Below are 20,210 nucleotides of genomic sequence, written 5' to 3'. Positions count from 1 at the left end.
CACCCACCCACACCGCACCCCGCCGCGAAACCGGCGGGGTGCGCGCACGTTCGGCGCCCACACACCGAATGTGACCGGCGTCGCCACCACCCACCACCGGTCACGACCACCATCCCCGCGATGCGACAATGGAACCTCACCCGCAGCCCCCACGAAGGACCCCACCCGTACCGATGGCCGAGCACACCGCACTGGACCAGACACTCGAGAACACGGCCATCGACCCCGATGACCTGGCCATCTGCCTCCGGGTCCTCGAACACGCCGCCGAACTCGACAAAGACCACCCCGACTCGGTCACCGTCCAGCGCGCCGTCGGCCACATGTTCAAAAAACTCAAGCAGCGCCGCCGCACCGCCGCCCGCGACATCATCTCCACCGCCGACAAGGCCGTCATCGCCGCCACCGCCACCGGCTCCCCCAACCGCATCGACGACGAAACCGCCGGCATCCCCATCAGCGGCTCGGTCATCGACAGCGGCACCGCCGGCACCCTGCTGCGCGCCCGCCCCTGCTACATCTGCAAGCAGAAGTACACCCGCGTCGACGCCTTCTACCACCAGCTCTGCCCCGAATGCGCCGCCCGCAGCCACGCCAAACGCGACGCCCGCACCGACCTGTCCGGCAAACGCGCCCTGCTCACCGGCGGCCGCGCCAAGATCGGCATGTACATCGCCCTGCGCCTGCTGCGCGACGGCGCCCACACCACCGTCACCACCCGCTTCCCCAACGACGCCATCCGCCGCTTCACCGCCCAGCCCGACAGCGCCGACTGGCTGCACCGCCTGCGCATCGTCGGCATCGACCTGCGCGACCCCGCCCAGGTCGTCGCGCTCGCCGACGACGTCGCCGCCCAGGGCCCGCTGGACATCCTCATCAACAACGCCGCGCAGACCGTGCGCCGCTCCACCGGCTCCTACAGCGCCCTCGTCGAAGCCGAGAACGGCCCGCTGCCCGCGGGCGAGCTGCCCGACGTGATCAGCTTCGGCAAGACCATGCAGGCCCACCCGGCCTCCATCACCGCCTCGCTCACCCCGACCCTCACCGGCGCCGACATCACCGACCTCGCCCTCATCGCGGGATCGGCCACCCCCGAACGCATTTCGCAGGGCGTGGCCATCGACGCCGGCGGCCTGGTCCCCGACCTCGCCCACACCAACAGCTGGGTGCAGACCGTCGCCGAAGTCGACGCCACCGAACTCCTCGAAGTGCAGCTGTGCAACTCGGTCGCGCCGTTCATCCTCATCTCCCGCCTGCGCCCCGCCATGGCCGCGGCCGCCGGCCGCCGCAAGTACGTCGTGAACGTCTCCGCCATGGAAGGGGTGTTCGGCCGCGCGTACAAGGGCGCCGGCCACCCGCACACCAATATGGCCAAGGCCGCGCTGAACATGCTGACCCGCACCAGCGCCCGCGAGATGTTCGAGGCCGACAACATCCTGATGACCGCCGTCGACACCGGCTGGATCACCGACGAACGCCCGCACTACACCAAGATCCGCCTGGCCGAGGAAGGCTTCCACGCCCCCCTGGACCTGGTCGACGGCGCGGCCCGCGTGTACGACCCGATCGTGCGCGGCGAGGACGGCGACGACGTCTACGGCGTGTTCCTCAAGGACTACGAATCCTCCGCCTGGTAACCAACTTTCGGTGATCACGCCGCTCGCGCCCCGCCCCTCTTTTCAAGGCAGTCTTTAGACCTTGTGGGGTTTGGGGCGCTTTCCGCGTCTGAAAGTGAGATACATAGTTAGATGCGCATATTGACGTATAGGTATCTAATACCTGTCGCTGAGTCTCAGGCGACATTCACAACGCTTCGACCTGCACAGATGCACTTTTCCGAGAGCCCTGTTGAGCGGCGTCTACCCTTCCGTGCCACGAGCGATCACGCCTGTACGACCACTCCCCTACCCCGGTGTGGCCGGCGCGGGGTGTCGCAGGAGCATCCGAAGGAGCTGGTTTCGTTCCGCGCCAGCAGATTTGGATGCTCGGCGCGGGCACACTGCCCCTCCCCTCCGCGGGCAGATGACACGCTGGCAATACATCCATAAATGCGCATATCACAGTGTTGATATGCATGAGGACCGCACGTTGACGGCGCTTCTATCCTGGGATCATGTTCTTCCGGCTGCTGGCGGACGTGACCGCGGGCGTGCACTTCCTCTTCGTCGCCTACGTCGTGGTCGGCGGATTCATCGCGTGGCGGTGGCCGCGGACGATCTGGCTGCACCTGGCCGCGTTCGGCTGGGGTTTCAGCACAGTCCTGATCGGAATCGACTGCCCGCTCACCGATTTGGAGAACTGGTCCCGCAGACGGGCCGGCGAAGCGGGCCTGCCACCGAGCGGCTTCATCGACCACTACATCACCGGCGTGATCTACCCCGAGAGCGCCCTCGAACTGGTCCGGGCGCTGGTGGCCGTGGTTGTCGTCATTTCCTGGATCGGCCTCTGGCTCCGAACCTCGCGTCGCCGACACGGTGCGGCCAGTACGTAGCGGGCAACCGCAACGTCCGGTCTCGCATCGAGGCTTTGATCGGAGTTTCCTCCGATGCCAACATACGGGTGTGGTTGGATCGGCAAGACCGCCCAGGTCAACGCACTATTCCGTCAATTCTGCGGCATGTCTTGCGGGTTCAGTCCGGCGACGGACAGCCGGAACAGCCGCTGTGCCTTGGCGGCAGCGTCGGGGTGGTGCTCGGTGGCCAGGGCGATGCCGACTATCAGCGAAATCAGCTCCGAGACGGTGACATCCTCCGCTACGGTTCCTTCACCGATCGCTCTGCGCAGTAAAGGATTTCCTGCCTCTTCCAGCGCGACGGAACAGGCGTTGTGGTACGGGCCGGACTCGGTGTCGTCGTAGGACAGGGCGACCGCCAAGCCCCGGGCACGCACGCAGTAGGCGACGACCTCGGTCAGCCATTCCAGCAGCGCGGAACGGCCGTCACCGGCGCCGGTCAGGTCGTGGGCTCGGGCGCACAGCGCCTCGATTCGCTTGTGGGACACGGCTTCCAGTAGGGCCTGGCGGGTGGGGAAGTGCCGGCGCACGGTCGCCGAGCCGACCTCCGCGATCCGGGCGATCTGTTCGAGAGAAGCACTGGAGCCGTGGGCGGCGACCTGCTCCTCGGCAACGGCGAGGACGCGTTCATAGTTGCGGCGCGCGTCCGCACGCTTCTGCTCGAGCACGGCTTCACCTCTCCTGCTTGCTAAACGGCGGGGCCCGCCATATCGTACCCGAACATAAACGGCGGGGTCCGCCGTTTAGCATCCGAGTCATCGAGGAGCCCCATGCCGACAGATTCCGCACCCGTCCTGGTCACCGGCGCCACCGGCAAGCAGGGCGGCGCGACCGCCCGCGCCCTGATCGCCGCGGGCGCTCGCGTACGCGCGCTGGTGCGCGACCCGTCCACCTACCGAGCCAAGGCCGTCGAAGCGCTGGGCGCCGAACTGATCACGGGCGATCTACACGACCGCGACTCGGTCATCCGCGCCGCCGAGGGCGCACGTGCCGTGTTCTCCATACAGATGCCCGAATTCACCGATGGCGGCGTCGATGTCGACGGTGAGATAGCCCAGGCCGTGAATCTCATCGAGGGCGCGAAAACCGCCGGGGTACCCCAGTTCGTGCACACCTCGGTATCCGGGGCAGGCCAGCACACCGGGGCGCCCGGCTGGGCCGAGGGCCGGTGGGCGGCCATGGAACCGGTTCTGGGCGCCAAGGCGGCAATTCAGAACCACGTCCGCGCGGCCGAATTCCCGCAGTGGACGATTCTGAAGCCGGGTACGTTCATGGAGAACTTCCTGCCGTCGGCGGCGTACATGTTCCCACGCGGGATCGACGGCGGGTTGGTCAGCGTCATCGATCCCCGGACCCCGCTGTCGCTGGTCGCGGTGGACGATATCGGACGCGCGGCCACCGCGGCGATCACCGCACCACAGCGATTCCAGAACATCGAGCTGGAATTGGCCAGTGACTACCTGTCGATGACCGACATCGCCGAAATCCTGACGCGCACACTGGGAATACACCTGACCGCACCGGACATGACCGAGCAGCAGGCCGCGGCGGCGGGAATGGCCTTCGCCACCGCACACGAGTGGCTGAACGTCGTCGGCCAGCCTGCCCGCCCGCAGTACGCCACAGACCTCGGGATCCCGCTGACCACCTTCGCCGAGTGGGCACGGCAGCACATGCGAGCCGACGCTTGACCCAGAACCACCGCCATCGCGGACACCGAGCAAACCGACGGTAGCGGCCGGAGATCGCTCCCGTTGCGGCGCAGACCCATTCACGCCGGTGCGTAGGCAGAGGTGGCCCGTATCGCGCCCACATGATGGATCCGCCTGGCCGGCCCCGGATTTCGGAATGGATCGCACTAGAGACAGATCATCAGCGGTTCGCGAAAGAACACCGGCACAGACGATCTCGTAGTCGCGCACAGTCTTCGTCCACAGGACCAAACCGGTGTGCCCGGCAACACGAACCCCAGGGCAGACAACCCGAGTGCCACACCGATTCACCGCTGCTGCCGCGGTGGGCAATTCAGGCGGCGCGCTCCTGCGCTCGCTTCTGCTCACCTGCGTGGATACCGAAAGCTGTCCCGGCGTCCGCGCACACGGCTCTGACGTTCGTGGAGGAATACCAGTGAGAGTGCTGCATGATCACACATCCGTCGCCCCGAGTTCCAGCACCGCAGTCGCCGAGCCGGTGACCGGGGTCCCCGCCGTACAGCAGTCGGCCCGGACTACGGAGGAGGCAGTCGTGGCGACGCGCCTGATCACCGGGATCGCGGCGGGAAGTCGCGGTGACTTCACCGAGTTCTATCGCCTTACCAGTCGTCGCGTTCTCGGTCTCGCGCTGCGGATCTCGAACAACCACACCACCGCGGAGGAAGTGAGCCAGGACGTCTACGTGCAAGTCTGGGCACAGTCCGCGCGCTACGACCCCCGTATGGCCAGCCCCCTCGGATGGCTGTTGATGCTGACTCATCGTCGCGCGGTGGACCGCGTACGAGCCGACAGCGCACGCCTCGGACGCGACGTGCACTACGACCGGCTCAGCCGCGAACGCGCCCATGACCTGGTCGTCGAGTCGGTGTTCCGACGCGCTGATCGACGCGCCGTGCTGCGCGCACTGGACATGCTCACCGATCTGCAACGCCAAGCCGTCGTGCTCGCCTTCTTCGACGGACTCACCTACCTCGAGGTGGCCGAGCACCTCGGCAAGCCGCTCGCGACGGTGAAATCCCGCATCCGTGACGGGCTCGAGCGGCTGAGGCACCACCTGACGAGAACCGCCGTCTACGAGTGACCAATCCATGTCCGCGTCGGCTCCGATACCTTTTCGCCACCCGCGGATCGAGAACGGGGCCGCCATAACCGATCAGGGGCGATTGTCTTCGGCAATCGTGGCTACCAACCGCCTCGGCCGCGCTGTTCGATCCAGTGAAGTCGTCACACTCGTGTTTCATCGCGAATCGAGGAGAAGCCATGCGCACAAACCGATTGCGGGCTCTACGACATCTATCCGGGCGCACGGCCCGTCGCGTTCTCGTGCTCGGCAGCGCGATGGTGCTGCTGGGATCGGGGGCTTCCCACACCGCCGCATGGGCGGCGCCGACCGCGCCCGAGGATGATCCGTTCTACTCCACGCCCCGGGACATCGCGGACCGCTCGAACGGTACTGTCCTGCGCAATAGGGAAATCCGCATGTTCGGGCTGCCGCTGCGAGTATCGGCATGGCAATTGAACTACCGAACCACCGGTTCGGATGATCGTCCCGTGGCCTCCATAGCCACCGTATTGGTCTCGGCCACACCCTGGTCCGGGCCCGGCCCGCGCCCGCTGCTGTCCTATCAGGTGGCCGAGGACAGTTTGGGGGCTCGCTGCGCACCGTCGGTCGCGCTGCACCGCGGACCCGATTCAGCGGTCTCGAGCACCGTGATCGAGATGCCGTTCATCGTCGATGCCCTGCGCCAAGGGTGGGCTGTGATCATCCCGGACTATCAGGGCCCGGGCTCGCGGTTCTTGGATGGCGAGCACGCCGCGCGCGCGGTGCTCGACGGGATGCGCGCGGCCCGCAGCTTCGCACCCGCCGGGCTGAGCACGGACAGCAAGATCGGCGCGTGGGGCTACTCCGGTGGCGCGTTCGCCACCCTGTGGGCCGCGGAGCAACGGGGTCGATACGCACCGGAGCTGCCGATAGTCGGTGTCACCGCCGGCGGTGTTCCCATCGACATAGCGACCATCGCCCGCGATGCCGACGGCGGCGCGCGAGCCGGGCTGACGATGTTGATCGTTTTGGCACTGATGCGCAATGCCACCGGACCCGAGTTGGCCGCCCTGATGAACGAGCGCGGACGAGCGGTGATGGTCGCGGAGTCCGCCTCGTGTGGCACCGATCTCCTGGCTCGATACCTCGACGCCAAGATCGACGACTACGCGAAAACCCCGGGACTGCTCACCCATCAGGCGTTCCTAGCGGCCGCGCAGCGGCAGGAACTCGGTAACCAGACCCCTGACATCCCGCTCTACCTCTACCACAGCACCACCGACGAGGTCGTACCCGTCGCCGGGTTCGAGGCTCTTCTGCGCCGATACTGCAGTTCCAAATCCACTGTGGTCGAGCGTCATTCATCAGCGGACGGCCACAACGGCGCCGCGATGTCCGAGGCGGCAGGCGCTCTGGCCTTCCTGACCGACCGCTTCGAGGGAACGCCACTCACGCCCGGATGTGACCGGGCCTGACCCTGCTCGCAAGTCCTACGTCGCCAATCCGACTCCTGGCGACGACATACCGGACCGCTGCGCGATGACCATCCCGACCGACCAGGGACTCCCGGTGCTTTGCGGTCACTGCATCGACAATCCCACCGGGTGCTCCCAGTCCGCATCGCACATCCACACCCACAACGCGTATCCGCGACCGATGACGATGCCCGTCGGGTCGCGCTCCGCCGGGGTGTGCGCGCCCACCGGATGCCACAGCTCGTCGCCGTCCCATTCGGCTCCATGGACCTTGAGCAGCAAGGTCATCGACGAGCCGCAGTCCTCGCACCGCATCGGCTGGGGATCGGTCAGAGTCCACGACGCGTAGCCGCCGACCTTCCACCCGGTCGTGATCGACCGGCCCCACCCGTACCGCCGACCGGTGCGTTCTTCCCAGACCGCGACGCGGGCGGCGAGGTCCCCGGGCAGCAGGGCGTGGTATTCGTACTCGGTGATCTGTTCCGGCGACACCGTGCACGCGGCGGGCACGTACAGGTCGTTGCCGACCCACGACGGGGACGGTGGTGTCCGCAGCACGTTCGTGACCTCGCCGGAGCGCCGCCAGCGCACCGTCACCGCCGGTGTCCACAGCGGGTCGTGGTCGACCGGGCACCACAGGACCTGCAGCAGGTCGGTGCCTTCGGGGCCGAGATAGTCCGCTGTGTCGCGCCGGTACAGCTGCGCCACCGGGATCAGTGGCACCGGATCGGTATCGATTGTCCCGGCGCCGGGGCCCTCGAACTCGATCCAGGACCGATGGTCGTCGGTACACACCGGCCACTCCTCGGTGGCGGGCCACAGCAGCGGACCACCCACCGAGCTGTCCCCGATCCCGGGCGTCCCGCGGCGAGGGTGCAGGCGGGTGGCGGTACGCCGGTACGCGGCGAGTTCGGGCAGATCGTCGGTGATGCCGTCGAGATGCTGCGGGGTGATGGGCACACCGTGACCGTAGCGGGCGGGCACGACAGTGGGTACGGCACAAGCCTTCCCGGGGCAGTGTGCGGCCGACCCGGTCACCACTTGCGGCGCACTATGGCCGAGTCGCGGCGACCTCACCTGCGGACCGGCCGATAGCCGTCCCCACTCCCCCGTCGACGGCGGCCCGCGGGGACGGTGTTCGGTGATGATCGGTTTGTCCCATCGATGTCCCCGTTGATGCCCCGGCGATCCCTGGTCCGTTGTACCGGTGCGGTCGTGGACCAATCGATCGGGGGTGGCAAGACGAAGTGAGGGTTGGAGCCCGGCGGGCGCGTGGAAACGCCACAGGGTTCCGGGTAAGGGAAGGCCTGCCGGTTGGTGCGCAATGAGCCAGTGCATCACCCGGCAGGCCGGACGGTCGCCGGAGCGGCACATCTCGACGCTGCAGTGCGTGCCGTTCCGGTCGAGAGGCGACATTCCGCATCCCCCGATGCCATCCTGCAGCGGATGTGGCCTCCTGTCCCGTCCGCCCCGGGTCCAGCCTGTTTCTCGGACCAGGGTGTGGAGTCGGGACGGCCGGCCCGGACCTCGTCCCGATGGGATACGAGGTCCGGGCCGTGCGGGCTCCGATCATCGCCCGCGTTCGGCCTCAGTTCCAGACTCTTGCCCGCGATCGGCGGGGGCTGGGCCGCCGAACCCGGACAGCGTCGGTACCTTGCCGCGAGCCCACACCCGCGGCGCGTCGCCGACCACGGTGGATATCGACACGCCGCTGTGCCTCACGACACATCTGCCCGCGTCGGGTATGACTGAGGTCGACCCGAGTTGCCGCCGATGTGCCGGTACGACGTCGAGGGTTGTCGCCGCTCGGTACGAGCGACAACGGGCAACGCGGTCAGGACCGAGGGTGAGTCGATGAGTGACAGCAGGACACTGCGGGCGTGGTGGCACGACGCGGTCGACTACGACTGGCTGGTACGCACCCTGGGGGCCCGATCCGCCCTCACCCCTCTCAAAATCTTGATCGGCACCACCGGCGCCGCGATCGCGGTCATGGGCGCGGTGATCGCGGGCACGCCGGTGGGGCCGCCCGGGCATCCCGGCATCGCCTCGTCGGTCGGAGTGGTGGCGGGGACCGCGTGGGCGTTGCGCTGGTGGCTGCTGCCGTGGCCGAGCAGGATCGAGTCGCTCGTGCTGATCGGTTGCGCCGATGTGCTTTTCACGATCGAGTTCCTGCAGGTGCCCAACCGATTGTTCGGGGCGACGGGAACGGTGCTGCTCGTGGTCACCGGTAGCTACCTGTGCGTCTTTCACGGCGCCCCGGCCCTGCTCGCGCATTCGGCGTGGTCGGTGCTGTCGGTGACGGTCTTCTCGGTGCGGATAGCCACCGGCGGCGAGGACGTCCGCCTGGCCGTCGCGATCGCGCTGCTGCTGCTCGCGGCGATCACCGCGCTGCCGGCGTTCAAGATCCTGTACTGGCTGCTGCGCATCGAGTCGCTGGCGGACCCGCTGACCGAACTGCTGAACAGGCGGGGCCTGGAGACGCGGCTGCCGCCGCTGGTCGAGCGCAATCCCGCGGTCTGTGTCCTGTATTTCGATCTCGATCGATTCAAGAACGTCAATGACACCTGGGGGCACGGCATCGGCGACCGGGTCCTGGTGCGCACCGCGCGGCGGCTTCGAGAGGCCGCCGGCGACGAGGCGGTCGTGGCGCGCACGGGCGGCGAGGAATTCGTGGTCGCCATTCCGATCGCCGCGGCCGCCGCACGCGCAGAAGCCGACCGGCTGCGTCAGGTCGTCGCCGAACCGGGCGACACCACGGTTCCGGTCACCGCCAGTGTCGGCGCGGCGCTCTTCGACTCCACGACCTGCCCCGGATGTCCGCGCCCGACGGCCGACCGGCTGCTGCAGTCGGCCGATGCCGCGATGTACCGGGCCAAGCAAGCCGGCGGGAATCTGGTTGTGGTCGACGAACTCATGCCGCCGCGCCACCACCACGGCACGAACCCGGCCCAACCACGCTAGGCCCGCTGCGTCGCGACCGCCGAACTCACCGCCGACCGTGTGCGCACCCGGCCCGAGTCACCCTCTGCCACACACGCTCCCGAACCCTCGTCTCAGCCGGCGGCGGAAGTCAGACGGTCGGTGAGGGTTTTCGCGACCGCCGGGGTCTGCTCGGGCAGGTCCAGGTAGAAGTGGGCGCCGGGGAACGTCACCAGGTCGAAGGACGCGGTGGTGTAGTTCGCCCACTCCCCCGCCTGCTCGACCGTGACGGTGGGGTCCGCGGTGCTGACCAGGGTGGTGATCGGGCAGTTCAGTCGGTCTCCGGGCTCGTGGCGATAGGTTTCGATCGCCGTGTAGTCGGCACGGACCGCGGGCAGGACGAGTTCGGCCAGTCCGGGTTCATCGCGCAGGATCCGGACCGAGGCGGGGTCGTTGGCCAGGCGTTCGAGCACACCGATCAGGTCCGAATCGGTGCCGCGGTGCACCCGCCCGGACTCCTCGTAAGCCGGTGCGGGGCGGCCGGATACGAACAGGTGCGCGGGGGTGCGGCCCGCGGCGGCGAGGCGGCGGGCCGTTTCGTAGGCGAGGGTCGCGCCCATGCTGTGGCCGAACAGGGCGAGGCGAGTGGTGGCGGGCCAGCGCAGCAGATCCTGGGTTATCGCGGCGGCCAGGTCGGTCAGGACCGAGACCGGTTGGTCGGCGTAGCGCTCCTGGCGTCCGGGGTACTGGACAGCGAATACCGTTGTGCCGGGGCCGATCAGCGAGGCCAGTGCGCGGTACGCGGTGACCGATCCGCCGCCGGGCGGGAAGCACACCAGGACGGTGTCGGCGGCCGCGCCGGGCCGCAGCTCCCGCAGCCAGGGCGTGCCGGTGAGATGTGCCACCACGGCGGGTTCTCCTTCGAGTATTAGTGTCGATTTTCGTGACTACCTACGCAGCCCTGGTCCGAGAGTACGAGTCCGCGGCGGGGGTGCCGGAGTCGAGTATGCCCGCCGTTGACCCCGGCGCGAATCTGGCTGCGACACTACCGGTCTGGGCGCTGTCGGGGGGTGCGGTGGCGAGCTGGGCCGCCGCGGCCGACCGCCGCCGGATCGCGCTCGGGCTGACACCGCTGCACAGCCGCCTCGACCCGGCGCGGGTGGCCGCCGCGTTTCAGAGCGACAAGCTGTTCCGCGCCGGCGGCGCGCCGGTGAACGCGTTCGCAGAATTCTCGGGCTTCTTCGAGAGTGCGAATGGCTGGTTGCGAACGCACGCCAATTATCCGCACCACCGGGCCGCACTCCTGCGGGGACTGGACCTGCCCGATACAGCGGACCGGGCGGCCCTCGTCGCACGTATCGGGTCGCTGTCCGCGGCCGTTATCGAGGACCGCGCCGCCGAATTGGGCGCCATCGCGGTGCGGGTACGCACCGAGGACGAATGGGCCGCCACCGCACCGGGTCGCGCGGCCGCCGCGGGCCCACTGGTCGCGACGACCCGTCGTGATGATCTTGGCAATATCGAATCCGTCGCTGCCGCAACGCAAATGCTTCCGTTGCTCGGTGTCCGCGTGCTCGATCTGACCCGTGTCATCGCAGGTCCGGTCGCCACGCGCGCGCTCGCGCTGCTGGGCGCGGAGGTCCTGCGGGTGGATCCGCCGCACCTCCCCGAGATCGAGTGGCAGTTTCTGGACACCTGCCAGGGAAAGCGTTCCACGCTGGTCGATTTGCGCACCCGGCGGCCCGAATTACAAGAATTGCTGAGCAATGCGGATGTATTGATTACAGGTTACCGACCGGGCGCTTTGAAACGAGCCGGGTTGGACGCGAGCGAAATTCGCCCGGGAATTGTGCACGGCCGGGTTTCGGCGTGGGGCGAGGACGGCCCGTGGGGTGATCGGCGCGGTTTCGACAGTATTGTGCAAGCCGCGTCCGGAATATCACTTATCGAAGGCGCACAGCGCAATTCCGCCGGCGCGCACGCACCGGGGGCCCTCCCCGCGCAGGCCCTCGATCACGCCAGCGGGTATCTGCTGGCCGCCGGGGTGCTGGACGCACTCACCGCGCGCCGGGGCGACGGGCACGGCCGTGACGTGCGAGTTGCGCTGGCCCGGACCGGTTCCTGGCTGCTGTCGGCCCCGGGACGCACACCCGATCACCCGCCCGCCGAACCGCCCTCGGCGGCCTGCACCTCCACTCACCACGGCATAACCACGGCGACCCCGGCGCTGGCCGAGTATCCGGACCATCCGTGGCCTGCTTCGCAATATGGCACACACGCCCCGACCTGGACACTCCGACCGGCCGGTTTCCATCCCTGAAAGAGTGTTCGGCACAGCTGCACGCACACCCGCAAACACATCGGCGAATCGTGCGAATTCCCTTCGTGCACCGGCTATTTCTCCCGTTAATAAATGAGATGCTGAAACCGACATCGTGATTGTCGGCCCCCTGCCGGCAAGCGAATGGAGGACGTCATCGTGGACACACCGGCCCCCCTGTTGACTGCTGCGGCGGCAAACCCCACCGGAAAGGTGGGGCGCCGCGAGTGGACGGGATTGGCGGTGCTCGCCCTCGCGTGTCTGGTGTATTCGATGGATCTCACGGTCCTGCACCTGGCCGTGCCCCAGATCAGCGCCGAGCTCAGACCCACGAGCTCCCAATTACTCTGGATAATCGACGTTTACGGCTTTCTGGTCGCGGGCCTGCTGTTGACCATGGGCACCATCGGCGACCGGATAGGCCGCAGGCGACTACTCATGGCCGGGGCGGCGGCCTTCGCGGCGGTGTCGATCATCGCCGCGTTCGCCCCCTCGGCCCCGGTCCTGATCGCCTGCCGCGCCCTGCTCGGCGTCGCCGGGGCAACCCTCGCGCCGTCCACACTCTCGTTGATATTCACCATGTTTCGCGATCCGGCGCAGCGGTCGATAGCGGTCGGGGTCTGGGTGGGCTCGTTCTCGGTGGGCGGTTCCATCGGCCCGCTGGCGGGCGGGATCATGCTCGAGCACTTCTGGTGGGGAGCGGTCTTCCTGCTCGCGGTTCCGGTCATGGTGATGCTGCTGATTCTCGCGCCGCGGGTGCTGCCGGAGTACCGCGATCCCCATGCCGGGCGACTGGATCTGCTCAGCGCCGTGCTGTGCACGAGCGCGATCCTGCTGGTGGTGTTCGGCATGAAGAAGCTCGCCCAGGACGGCCCGGTGCCCTCCGCGGTCGGCGCGATGGCGGCCGGGCTGCTGGTCGGCGGGATCTTCGTGCGCCGCCAGCTCACCTCGGCCGAACCCATGCTCGATCTGCGCCTGTTCCGGCACAGCAGCTTCCGCACCGCGTTGACGATCAACATGGTCGCGATCTTCGCGGCGTTCGGATACTTCCTGTTCGTCGGCCAGTACTTCCAGCTGGTGCTGGGCATGTCGCCGTTGCAGGCCGGAATCGCCACCATCCCGGCGGGTTTGGGCTTCATGATCGGCTCGCAGCTGGGCCCGCGCCTGAGCCGGTTCATCCGGCCCGCCTACATGATCGGCGGCGGCATGGCCATGGCGGCGACCGGGTTGCTGCTGCTGACCAGGATCACCCTCGAGGGCGGGGTGACGATCACCGTGATCGCCTCGCTACTGGTCTCGTTCGGGCTCGCACCGGTCTTCGGCATCACGACCGAGCTGACCGTGGGCACCGCGCCGCCCGAACAGTCCGGGGCGGCCTCGGGGCTGGCCGAGACCGGCGCCGAATTCGGCGGGGCCCTGGGTATCTCGATGCTCGGCAGTCTGAGCATCGCCATCTATCGCGGGCAGTTGAGCGACACCCTGCCGTACGGCCTGCGCGACGATGACGCCCGCGCCGCGCGCGACACCCTCGGAGCCGCCATGGAAGTCGCGAACGCGCTGCCCGGCAAACTGGGGACCGCGGTAGCCGATGCCGCGAAACAGGCGTTTCTGACCGGGATGCACCTGACTTCCGCCATCGCGGCGGCCGCGGCCCTGGTGCTGGCGGTCATCGCGCTCGTTCGCCTGCGTCACATCGAGGCAGGCGAGCTGGCCACCGACCCGCACGCGCCGGCCTCACCTGCTCCCCAGTGCCTCGATGGCTCGCACGAGGTCGTCGCCGTCGAAAAGGTCCCCGCCGGGCGCGATGAGTGATTGCAGGGACATCCCCTGAAAGAGCAGGAACAGCATTTTCGCGACGGCGGCCGCCTGATCCGGTGACAGGTCCGGATGGGTGTCGCGCAGCAGCTCGGCCATCTCACCGAGCGCGCGCCCGGTCGCCTCGTTCATGAAGGCCTGCGACTCCGGATTGCGGGCGATGCGCAGCCCGTTCTCGAGGCTCAGCAGCAGCGCCTGCTGATTGCCGCGCAGGATGTCCAGGAAGCCGTCCCAGGTGCCGGCCACGGACTCCCCCGCCGATCGCCCCTGCCCCGCGCGCTTGATCACCGCGTCCATCTCGTCGCCGATGGCCGCGCCGACGCCCTCGGTCAGCGCCTCGGTCACGAGCTGATCCTTGGACCCGAAGTGATAGCCGATGGCGGCCAGGCTCACCCCGGCCGCCTTGGCGATGTCACGAGCGGTCACCTTGGCCAGTCCGTGGTCGAGGATGGCCTGTCGCGCGCCCGATAAGAGGTCTTCCCGGTTTCCCATAGCCGCAGGTTACCAGCGTCTTAGACATTTGTTCTAGACAGGCGTGCCACCCGTCTGTTAGACATATGTCTTAGACAAACGTTTCACAGCACACAGGGAGTCACCATGACCGCCAGCACCACCCCCCGCATCCTCGTCGCCGGCGGCGGCATCGCCGGCAATGCCGTTGCGCTGCAACTGCTTCGCGCCGGAATCGCGGTCACCGTCGTGGAACGCGCCACCGCTCCCCGGCCCGGCGGCCAGGCCGTCGACCTGCGCGGGCCCAGCCGGGAGGTGGCCGAGCGCATGGGGCTGACCGAGGGGATTCGCAAGCATCTGCTGCACGAGAAGGGCATGGTCGTGGTCGACCGCGACGGCAACCAGAAGTACCGCATGCCGATGGACATGTTCGACGGCAAGGGCCCGGTCGCCGACATCGAGATCAGCCGCGGCGATCTGAACGGGGTGCTGCTCACCGAACTGGCCGGGGTCGCAGGTGAACTCGACTACCGCTACGGCGACTGGATCGAGGCGCTGGACCAGGACGCCGACGGGGTGGATGTCACCTTCGCCTCCGGAGCTGTCGAACGCTACGAGCTGGTCATCGGAGCGGACGGCGTGCACTCGAAGACACGTGCGCTGGCCTTCGGCCCGGAGGAGCAGTTCACCACCTACCTCGGCGGCTACATGTCCTTCTACACCATCGCCACTCCCCCGCAGGCCGAACCGGATTGGATGACCACCCGTGTGGTGCCGCGCGCCTCGATCGGAGTGCGCCCGGACTCCGACCCGGCCACGTCCAAGGCCATCATCACCCTGCGCACCGACGCCGATCCGGCCCTGCGGCGCGACATTCCGGCCCAGCAGCGACTGGTGCGGGAGATGCTCGCCGAGGCGGGCTGGCTCGCACCGGAGATCCTGGCGCAGCTGTCCACCGCGACCGACTTCTACTTCGACGAGCTGGTGCGCGTGGATATGCCCACCCTGTCGGCGGGACGGGTGACGCTGCTGGGCGATTCGGGCTTCTGCGGCTCGCCCATGACCGGCATGGGCACGGCCATGGCCGTGGTTGGCGCGTACATCCTGGCCGGCGAACTCGCCGCCACCCCGGGTGATGTCGCCGGAGCGCTCGCCCGCTACGAGGCCGCGATCACGCCATTCCTGGACAAGGCCAAGGAGATTCCGGGCGGCGGCATCCAGATGATGGTGCCCAAGACCAAGCTGGGACTGGCCGCCGCGCAGCGGGTCGGCAAACTGCTCACCACCAAGGTGATGAAGCCGGTCATGATGAAGATGCTCGAGACCACCGACGACTACACCCTGCCGAGCTACTGACCGGCGACGGCTAGGCTCGCCTGGTGCGGCAGAAGATCATCATGGACGTCGACACCGGCATCGACGACTCACTGGCCCTGCTCTACCTGCTGGCCTCCCCCGAGGCCGAGATCATCGGCATCGCCGCCACCGCGGGCAACGTGCCGGCGAAACAGGTGGCGGCCAACAACCTGGCGTGGCTCGAGGTGTGCCGCGCCCCGGAGATCGAGGTCGCGCTCGGAGCGGCCGAACCGCTGGCGATCCCGTTGCGCACCACCGAGGACACGCACGGGCCGCAGGGCATCGGGTACGCCGAGCTCCCCACGTCGACCCGGTCGGTGTCCGAGCGCGACGCCGCGCGACTCTGGGTCGATCTGGTCCGGGCCCATCCGGGCGAGATCGTGGGACTCTGCACCGGCCCGCTCACCAATCTCGCACTGGCCCTGCGGATCGAACCCGAACTGCCGCGGCTGCTGCACCGGCTGGTGATCATGGGCGGGGCGTTCAACCACCCGGGCAACACCACCCCGACCAACGAGTGGAACGTGCACGTGGATCCGGAGGCGGCCAAGGAGGTCTTCGACGCCTTCTCCGCCGCGCCCGCGGATCGGCGGCCCCTGGTCTGCGCGCTGGACATCACCGAGACGATCGAGATGAAGCCCGAACATCTTGCGCTGCTTGCCGAACGGGCGCACAGCGTGCCGGTGGAGCTGGTGTCCGAGGCGGACGGGCCGGGGGTGCGTTCGGCGGCGAGCAATCCCATCGTGCGGTACTGCGTCGACGCGGTGCGGTTCTACTTCGACTTCCACCGGCTGTACGACCAGGGGTATCTCGCGCACATGCACGATCCCTTCGCCGCCGCGGTCGCACTGGACCCGAGCCTGGCCCGCGCCCGGCCGGCCACGGTAGACGTCGAACTCACCGGGACCATCACCCGGGCGACCACCGTCGCGGACTGGGCGGGCATGTGGGGTCGAGAACCCAACGCGGACATCGTGATCGGCACGGATCCGAAGGAATTCTTCGAACGGCTCATCGGCCGGGTGGGCGATTTCGCGCGCACGGTGTACCCGGAAGGCGCGGCATGAGCGGCGATCTCGACTACGTCACCGGCTTCCGCACGGGGCTCGGCCTGGACGCGCTGATCGACATCCACACCCACTTCATGCCCGAGCGGGTGCTGGACAAGGTGTGGGGCTACTTCGATTCGGCCGGACCGCTGGTGGGGCGGCAGTGGCCGATCACCTATCGCACCGATGAGCAGGAGCGACTGCGCACGCTGCGCGGGTTCGGGGTTCGGGCCTTCACCTCACTGGTGTATCCGCACAAGCCCGAGATGGCGGCCTGGCTCAACGCGTGGGCGGCCGATTTCGCGGCCCGCACGCCGGACTGCCTGCACACCGCGACCTTCTATCCCGAGCCCGGGGCGGCCGGGTACGTGGCCGAGGCCCTGGCCGCCGGGGCGCGAATCTTCAAGGTGCACATCCAGGTCGGGCACTTCCATCCCGGCGATCCGCTGCTCACCGAGGTCTGGGGGTTGATCCAGGAGGCCGGCGTACCGGTGCTGATCCACTGCGGATCCGGGCCCGCCGCGGGGCGATTCACCGGCCCGGAGCCGATCGCCGAGCTGCTGGCGCGCTTTCCGCGCCTGCGGCTGATCATCGCGCACATGGGCGCGCCCGAGTACACGGAGTTCCTCGACATCGCCAAGGCGCACGACGGGGTCCTGCTGGACACCACCATGAATTTCACCGATTTCTTCGAGTCGCAGGATCCGTTCCCGGTCGCCGAGCGCGGCCGGCTGCGGTTCTTCGGCGACCGCATCCTGTTCGGCAGCGACTTTCCCAACATTCCGTACTCGTACGGGCACGCGCTGTACGCTCTGGAACGCCTCGATCTGGGCGCGGACTGGCTGCGCCAGGTCTGTCACGACAACGCCGCGCGGGTATTCGGTATCGAATAAAGGACTTTGGGCCATCCCCAGCGACGCTCGCGCGCGCTAGGTTGAGCAGAGCACCCCCTAGTGATGGGACGGCCATGATCAATGTCTTCCTCGTCGACGACCACGAGATCGTGCGTCGCGGGCTGATCGATCTCCTCGAGGGTGATCCCGAACTGAAGGTGGTCGGCGAAGCCGGCGACGTGGCGCAGGCCCTGGCTCGGATTCCGGCGCTGCGCCCGGATGTGGCGGTGCTCGACGTGCGCCTGCCCGACGGCAACGGCATCGAGCTGTGCCGCGAACTGCTCGACAAGCTCGACGATCTGCGCTGCCTGATCCTGACCTCGTTCACCGACGAGCAGGCCATGATGGACGCGATTCTGGCCGGGGCCAGCGGATACGTGGTCAAGGACATCAAGGGGATGGAGTTGGCCCGGGCGATCAAGGAGGTCGGGGCCGGGCGATCGCTGCTGGACAATCGCGCGGCCGCGGCGTTGATGGAACGGCTGCGCCGCAGCACCGAGCCGGACGGGCCCCTGGCCGGATTGACCGACCAGGAACGCCGTCTGCTGGATCTGCTCGGCGACGGGCTGACCAATCGGCAGATCGCCGAGCGGATGTTCCTGGCCGAGAAGACCGTCAAGAACTACGTCTCGCGACTGCTGGCCAAGCTCGGCATGGAACGCCGCACCCAGGCCGCCGTGCTCGCCTCGAAGCTGCGCACCGCGCGGACCGAGTGAGCCTCGCGCCTACTTGCGCAGCGACATCGGCGGCAGTATGCCCCACCTACTCATGTACATGAACATAATGTTCATCACTCGGGTCATGTCACACCCTGGCACAGCTGCCCACCCCCTTGAATATCACTCACCCGCAGCGCCTTTCGCGCCCGGAGCGACATCATCGCACGCCCGGCGGCGTCCGGCACAATGAACCTGAACAACTGACCGGTCTACTCCGGAAGTCCTCCGCCGGAAGCACTTTCGGCGCGGAAGGCCGTGAGCGCGGTGGGCAGGGTCGGGTACAGCCGCTCGCGTCCGATGCGGTCGGTCAGACCCGAGGCGTCCAGGGCTTCCCGCAGGTCGCGCTTCACCCGTGCCATGGCGAAAACCACGCCGCGGTCCGCCAATTCGGCGCGCAGCTGATCGACCGCGTCCAGGGCGGTCAGGTCGACCTCCACATTGGCCTCGGCGTTGAGCACGAACCAGCGGACCGGAGCGGTCGGCGTCGCCGAATGCTCGACCGCCGCCAGGGCGCGCCGGCGGAAGTCCTCGGCGTTGGCGAAGCACAGCGGCGCGTCGTAGCGGTAGACGACAAGGCCCGGAACGGGTTCGGCGTCGTCGTAGTCGTCGATGTCGTGCATGCCGGCCAGGCCCGGGACGAAGCCGAGGATCGCGTCGTGGCCGCGCGCGACGCGGCGCAGCAGGTCCAGGATCGACAGGGCGATCGCGATCAGCACGCCGTTGAGCACGCCCAGCACCAGCACCGCGGCGGTGGTGCTCACCGCAAGCAACAGTTCGCTGCGCCGGAAGCGGGCGATACGCCGGAATTCGGGGACATCTATCAGGCGCAGCGCGGCGTAGACGACCAGCGCGCCCAGGGCCGCGGTCGGGAAGGCCGCCAGGATGTCGCGCGCGCCGAACAGCACGACCACCACGGCGAGCAGGGTGACCAGCGAGTAGAGCTGGGTGCGCGCGCCGGCGGCGTCGGCGATCGTGGTGCGGCTGCCGCTGCAGCTGACCGGAAAGCCCTGCGACAGCCCGGCCGCCAGATTGGTCGCGCCGAGGGCACCGAGTTCGCGGTTGGCGTCGATTCGTTCGCCGTGCCGGGCCGCGAAAGCGCGTGCGGTGAGCGCGTTGTCGGAGAAGCCGACCAGTGCGATTCCGAGCGCGGGCAGCAGCAATACCGCCACATCGGCGAGCGGCACCGATGGAATACCCGGGATGGGCAGCCCCGCCGGAACCGACCCGATGACATCGATCCCGTTGTCGCGTAACGAGAACACGGCAACCACCGCGGTCGCGAGCAGCACGACCAGCAGCGGCCCCGGCACTTTCGGCAGCCAGTGCGACAGCGCCAGCAGCGCCGCGAGCACGCAGGCCGCGAAAATCGTAGTGGGCCAGTGCAGGTCGCCGAGGTTGGACGCGAACGAGACCACCTGTGCGGGAATGGTTTCCCCATCGACCGGCACTTCGGTGACCCGGCCGAGCTGACCCGCGATCATGATCCCGGCGGTGCCCGCGAGATAGCCCACCAGCACCGGCTTGGACAGCAGTTCGGCCAGCACGCCGAGGCGGGCGAACGCCCCGAGCACGCAGATGACGCCGACCAGCAGAGCCAGCACGGCGGCCAGCGCCGCGTAGCGGCCGGGATCCCCGGCGGCCAGCGGGGCCAGGGCCACAGCGGTCATCAGGGCGGTGGTGGACTCCGGACCCACGGACAGGCGGCGGGACGTGCCCAGCAGCACGTAGACGGTGAGCGGGCCGAGAACGGCCCAGAGCCCGGCGACCGCGGGCAGCCCGGCGAGGGTCGCGTAGGCCATGACCTGCGGCACCAGATAGGCCGCGACGGTGACACCGGCAAGGATGTCCGAGCGCAGCCAAACCGGCCGGTAGCCGCGGAACTGCGCGAGCCCGGGTAGCAGGCGGACCAGACCATCGCTCATGGGAAATCGACATTACCGCCGCC

General features: G+C 68.4%; 17 protein-coding genes. 12 read left to right on the top strand and 5 right to left on the bottom strand.

The genetic code is table 11. The features are described 5' to 3' along the window. The first annotated feature begins 173 nt into the window (after positions 1–173). The gene (locus tag ABZ319_RS07880; RefSeq protein WP_354985570.1) at positions 174–1,637 is read left to right on the top strand and encodes an SDR family NAD(P)-dependent oxidoreductase; all 1,464 of its coding nucleotides are present in this window, start codon (positions 174–176) and stop codon (positions 1,635–1,637) included. 476 nt (positions 1,638–2,113) lie between these two features. Next, positions 2,114–2,491, top strand: coding sequence for a DUF2784 domain-containing protein (locus tag ABZ319_RS07875; protein ID WP_354985569.1), 378 nt, complete (start codon positions 2,114–2,116; stop codon positions 2,489–2,491). A gap of 113 nt (positions 2,492–2,604) precedes the next feature. On the opposite strand, the gene ABZ319_RS07870 is transcribed toward ABZ319_RS07875, so the two are convergent. Then, positions 2,605–3,180, bottom strand: a complete 576-nt coding sequence (locus ABZ319_RS07870) for a TetR/AcrR family transcriptional regulator (RefSeq protein WP_354985568.1) — start codon at positions 3,178–3,180, stop codon at positions 2,605–2,607. Between the two features lie 102 nt (positions 3,181–3,282). Between ABZ319_RS07870 and ABZ319_RS07865 the strand changes: the two genes are divergently transcribed. The 3 genes from ABZ319_RS07865 (at position 3,283) to ABZ319_RS07855 (ending at position 6,741) form a co-directional block, all read left to right on the top strand. Next, the gene (locus ABZ319_RS07865) at positions 3,283–4,203 is read left to right on the top strand and encodes an NmrA/HSCARG family protein (protein ID WP_354985567.1); all 921 of its coding nucleotides are present in this window, start codon (positions 3,283–3,285) and stop codon (positions 4,201–4,203) included. A gap of 553 nt (positions 4,204–4,756) precedes the next feature. Continuing rightward, positions 4,757–5,305 (top strand): sigma-70 family RNA polymerase sigma factor, encoded by a 549-nt coding sequence (locus tag ABZ319_RS07860; RefSeq protein ID WP_354985566.1) that lies wholly within the window; start codon positions 4,757–4,759, stop codon positions 5,303–5,305. Positions 5,306–5,484: 179 nt separating this feature from the next. Then, complete coding sequence (locus tag ABZ319_RS07855; RefSeq protein WP_354985565.1) at positions 5,485–6,741, top strand: lipase family protein; 1,257 nt, start codon at positions 5,485–5,487, stop codon at positions 6,739–6,741. A 105-nt stretch (positions 6,742–6,846) separates the two neighbouring features. Here ABZ319_RS07855 and ABZ319_RS07850 read toward each other — a convergent pair whose 3' ends face one another. Further along, positions 6,847–7,701: a hypothetical protein gene (locus tag ABZ319_RS07850; RefSeq protein WP_354985564.1), complete on the bottom strand. Its 855-nt coding sequence runs from the start codon at positions 7,699–7,701 to the stop codon at positions 6,847–6,849. 894 nt (positions 7,702–8,595) lie between these two features. On the opposite strand from ABZ319_RS07850, the gene ABZ319_RS07845 reads away from it, so the two are divergent. Beyond that, positions 8,596–9,705, top strand: a complete 1,110-nt coding sequence (locus tag ABZ319_RS07845; RefSeq protein WP_354985563.1) for a GGDEF domain-containing protein — start codon at positions 8,596–8,598, stop codon at positions 9,703–9,705. A gap of 92 nt (positions 9,706–9,797) precedes the next feature. Here ABZ319_RS07845 and ABZ319_RS07840 read toward each other — a convergent pair whose 3' ends face one another. After that, positions 9,798–10,571, bottom strand: coding sequence for an alpha/beta fold hydrolase (locus ABZ319_RS07840; protein WP_354985562.1), 774 nt, complete (start codon positions 10,569–10,571; stop codon positions 9,798–9,800). A 35-nt stretch (positions 10,572–10,606) separates the two neighbouring features. Here ABZ319_RS07840 and ABZ319_RS07835 point away from each other — a divergent pair, with 35 nt between their 5' ends. Then, positions 10,607–11,983, top strand: a complete 1,377-nt coding sequence (locus tag ABZ319_RS07835) for a CoA transferase (RefSeq protein WP_354985561.1) — start codon at positions 10,607–10,609, stop codon at positions 11,981–11,983. Between the two features lie 159 nt (positions 11,984–12,142). Beyond that, entirely contained in the window at positions 12,143–13,795 is a 1,653-nt protein-coding gene (locus tag ABZ319_RS07830; RefSeq protein WP_354985560.1) for an MFS transporter, read from the top strand. Here the strand turns inward: ABZ319_RS07830 and ABZ319_RS07825 are convergent. Further along, the gene (locus ABZ319_RS07825) at positions 13,718–14,290 is read right to left on the bottom strand and encodes a helix-turn-helix domain-containing protein (protein ID WP_354985559.1); all 573 of its coding nucleotides are present in this window, start codon (positions 14,288–14,290) and stop codon (positions 13,718–13,720) included. The two genes, ABZ319_RS07830 and ABZ319_RS07825, sit on opposite strands and share 78 nt — an antisense overlap. Positions 14,291–14,395: 105 nt before the next feature. On the opposite strand from ABZ319_RS07825, the gene ABZ319_RS07820 reads away from it, so the two are divergent. The 4 genes from ABZ319_RS07820 to ABZ319_RS07805 all read left to right on the top strand — a co-directional run bounded on the left by ABZ319_RS07820 (position 14,396) and on the right by ABZ319_RS07805 (position 18,262). Continuing rightward, a complete protein-coding gene (locus ABZ319_RS07820) occupies positions 14,396–15,604 on the top strand; it encodes an FAD-dependent monooxygenase (protein WP_354985558.1) in 1,209 nt (402 codons plus the stop codon). A 20-nt stretch (positions 15,605–15,624) separates the two neighbouring features. Then, a complete protein-coding gene (locus ABZ319_RS07815; RefSeq protein ID WP_354985664.1) occupies positions 15,625–16,671 on the top strand; it encodes a nucleoside hydrolase in 1,047 nt (348 codons plus the stop codon). Further along, the gene (locus ABZ319_RS07810; RefSeq protein ID WP_354985557.1) at positions 16,668–17,546 is read left to right on the top strand and encodes an amidohydrolase family protein; all 879 of its coding nucleotides are present in this window, start codon (positions 16,668–16,670) and stop codon (positions 17,544–17,546) included. The genes ABZ319_RS07815 and ABZ319_RS07810 overlap by 4 nt, the downstream gene beginning before the upstream one ends. Before the next feature lie 74 nt (positions 17,547–17,620). Next, positions 17,621–18,262: a response regulator transcription factor gene (locus tag ABZ319_RS07805; protein ID WP_354985556.1), complete on the top strand. Its 642-nt coding sequence runs from the start codon at positions 17,621–17,623 to the stop codon at positions 18,260–18,262. 212 nt (positions 18,263–18,474) lie between these two features. Here ABZ319_RS07805 and ABZ319_RS07800 read toward each other — a convergent pair whose 3' ends face one another. Beyond that, positions 18,475–20,187, bottom strand: a complete 1,713-nt coding sequence (locus ABZ319_RS07800) for a SulP family inorganic anion transporter (protein WP_354985555.1) — start codon at positions 20,185–20,187, stop codon at positions 18,475–18,477. Positions 20,188–20,210 lie beyond the last annotated feature (23 nt).

The sequence above is a fragment of the Nocardia sp. NPDC005978 genome (assembly GCF_040614455.1).
In the GTDB taxonomy this organism is placed as follows: Bacteria; Actinomycetota; Actinomycetes; order Mycobacteriales; family Mycobacteriaceae; genus Nocardia.
This window is presented reverse-complemented; position numbering and strand designations above follow the sequence as displayed.

Bases quoted from the DNA above. Each gene is read 5' to 3' on its own strand.
- ABZ319_RS07820 (WP_354985558.1), top strand. From the start codon at position 14,396: ATGACCGCCAGCACCACCCCCCGCATCCTCGTCGCCGGCGGCGGCATC.
- ABZ319_RS07800 (WP_354985555.1), bottom strand. From the start codon at position 20,187: ATGAGCGATGGTCTGGTCCGCCTGCTACCCGGGCTCGCGCAGTTCCGC.
- ABZ319_RS07855 (WP_354985565.1), top strand. From the start codon at position 5,485: ATGCGCACAAACCGATTGCGGGCTCTACGACATCTATCCGGGCGCACG.
- ABZ319_RS07865 (WP_354985567.1), top strand. From the start codon at position 3,283: ATGCCGACAGATTCCGCACCCGTCCTGGTCACCGGCGCCACCGGCAAG.
- ABZ319_RS07825 (WP_354985559.1), bottom strand. From the start codon at position 14,290: ATGGGAAACCGGGAAGACCTCTTATCGGGCGCGCGACAGGCCATCCTC.
- ABZ319_RS07880 (WP_354985570.1), top strand. From the start codon at position 174: ATGGCCGAGCACACCGCACTGGACCAGACACTCGAGAACACGGCCATC.
- ABZ319_RS07875 (WP_354985569.1), top strand. From the start codon at position 2,114: ATGTTCTTCCGGCTGCTGGCGGACGTGACCGCGGGCGTGCACTTCCTC.
- ABZ319_RS07805 (WP_354985556.1), top strand. From the start codon at position 17,621: ATGATCAATGTCTTCCTCGTCGACGACCACGAGATCGTGCGTCGCGGG.
- ABZ319_RS07810 (WP_354985557.1), top strand. From the start codon at position 16,668: ATGAGCGGCGATCTCGACTACGTCACCGGCTTCCGCACGGGGCTCGGC.
- ABZ319_RS07845 (WP_354985563.1), top strand. From the start codon at position 8,596: ATGAGTGACAGCAGGACACTGCGGGCGTGGTGGCACGACGCGGTCGAC.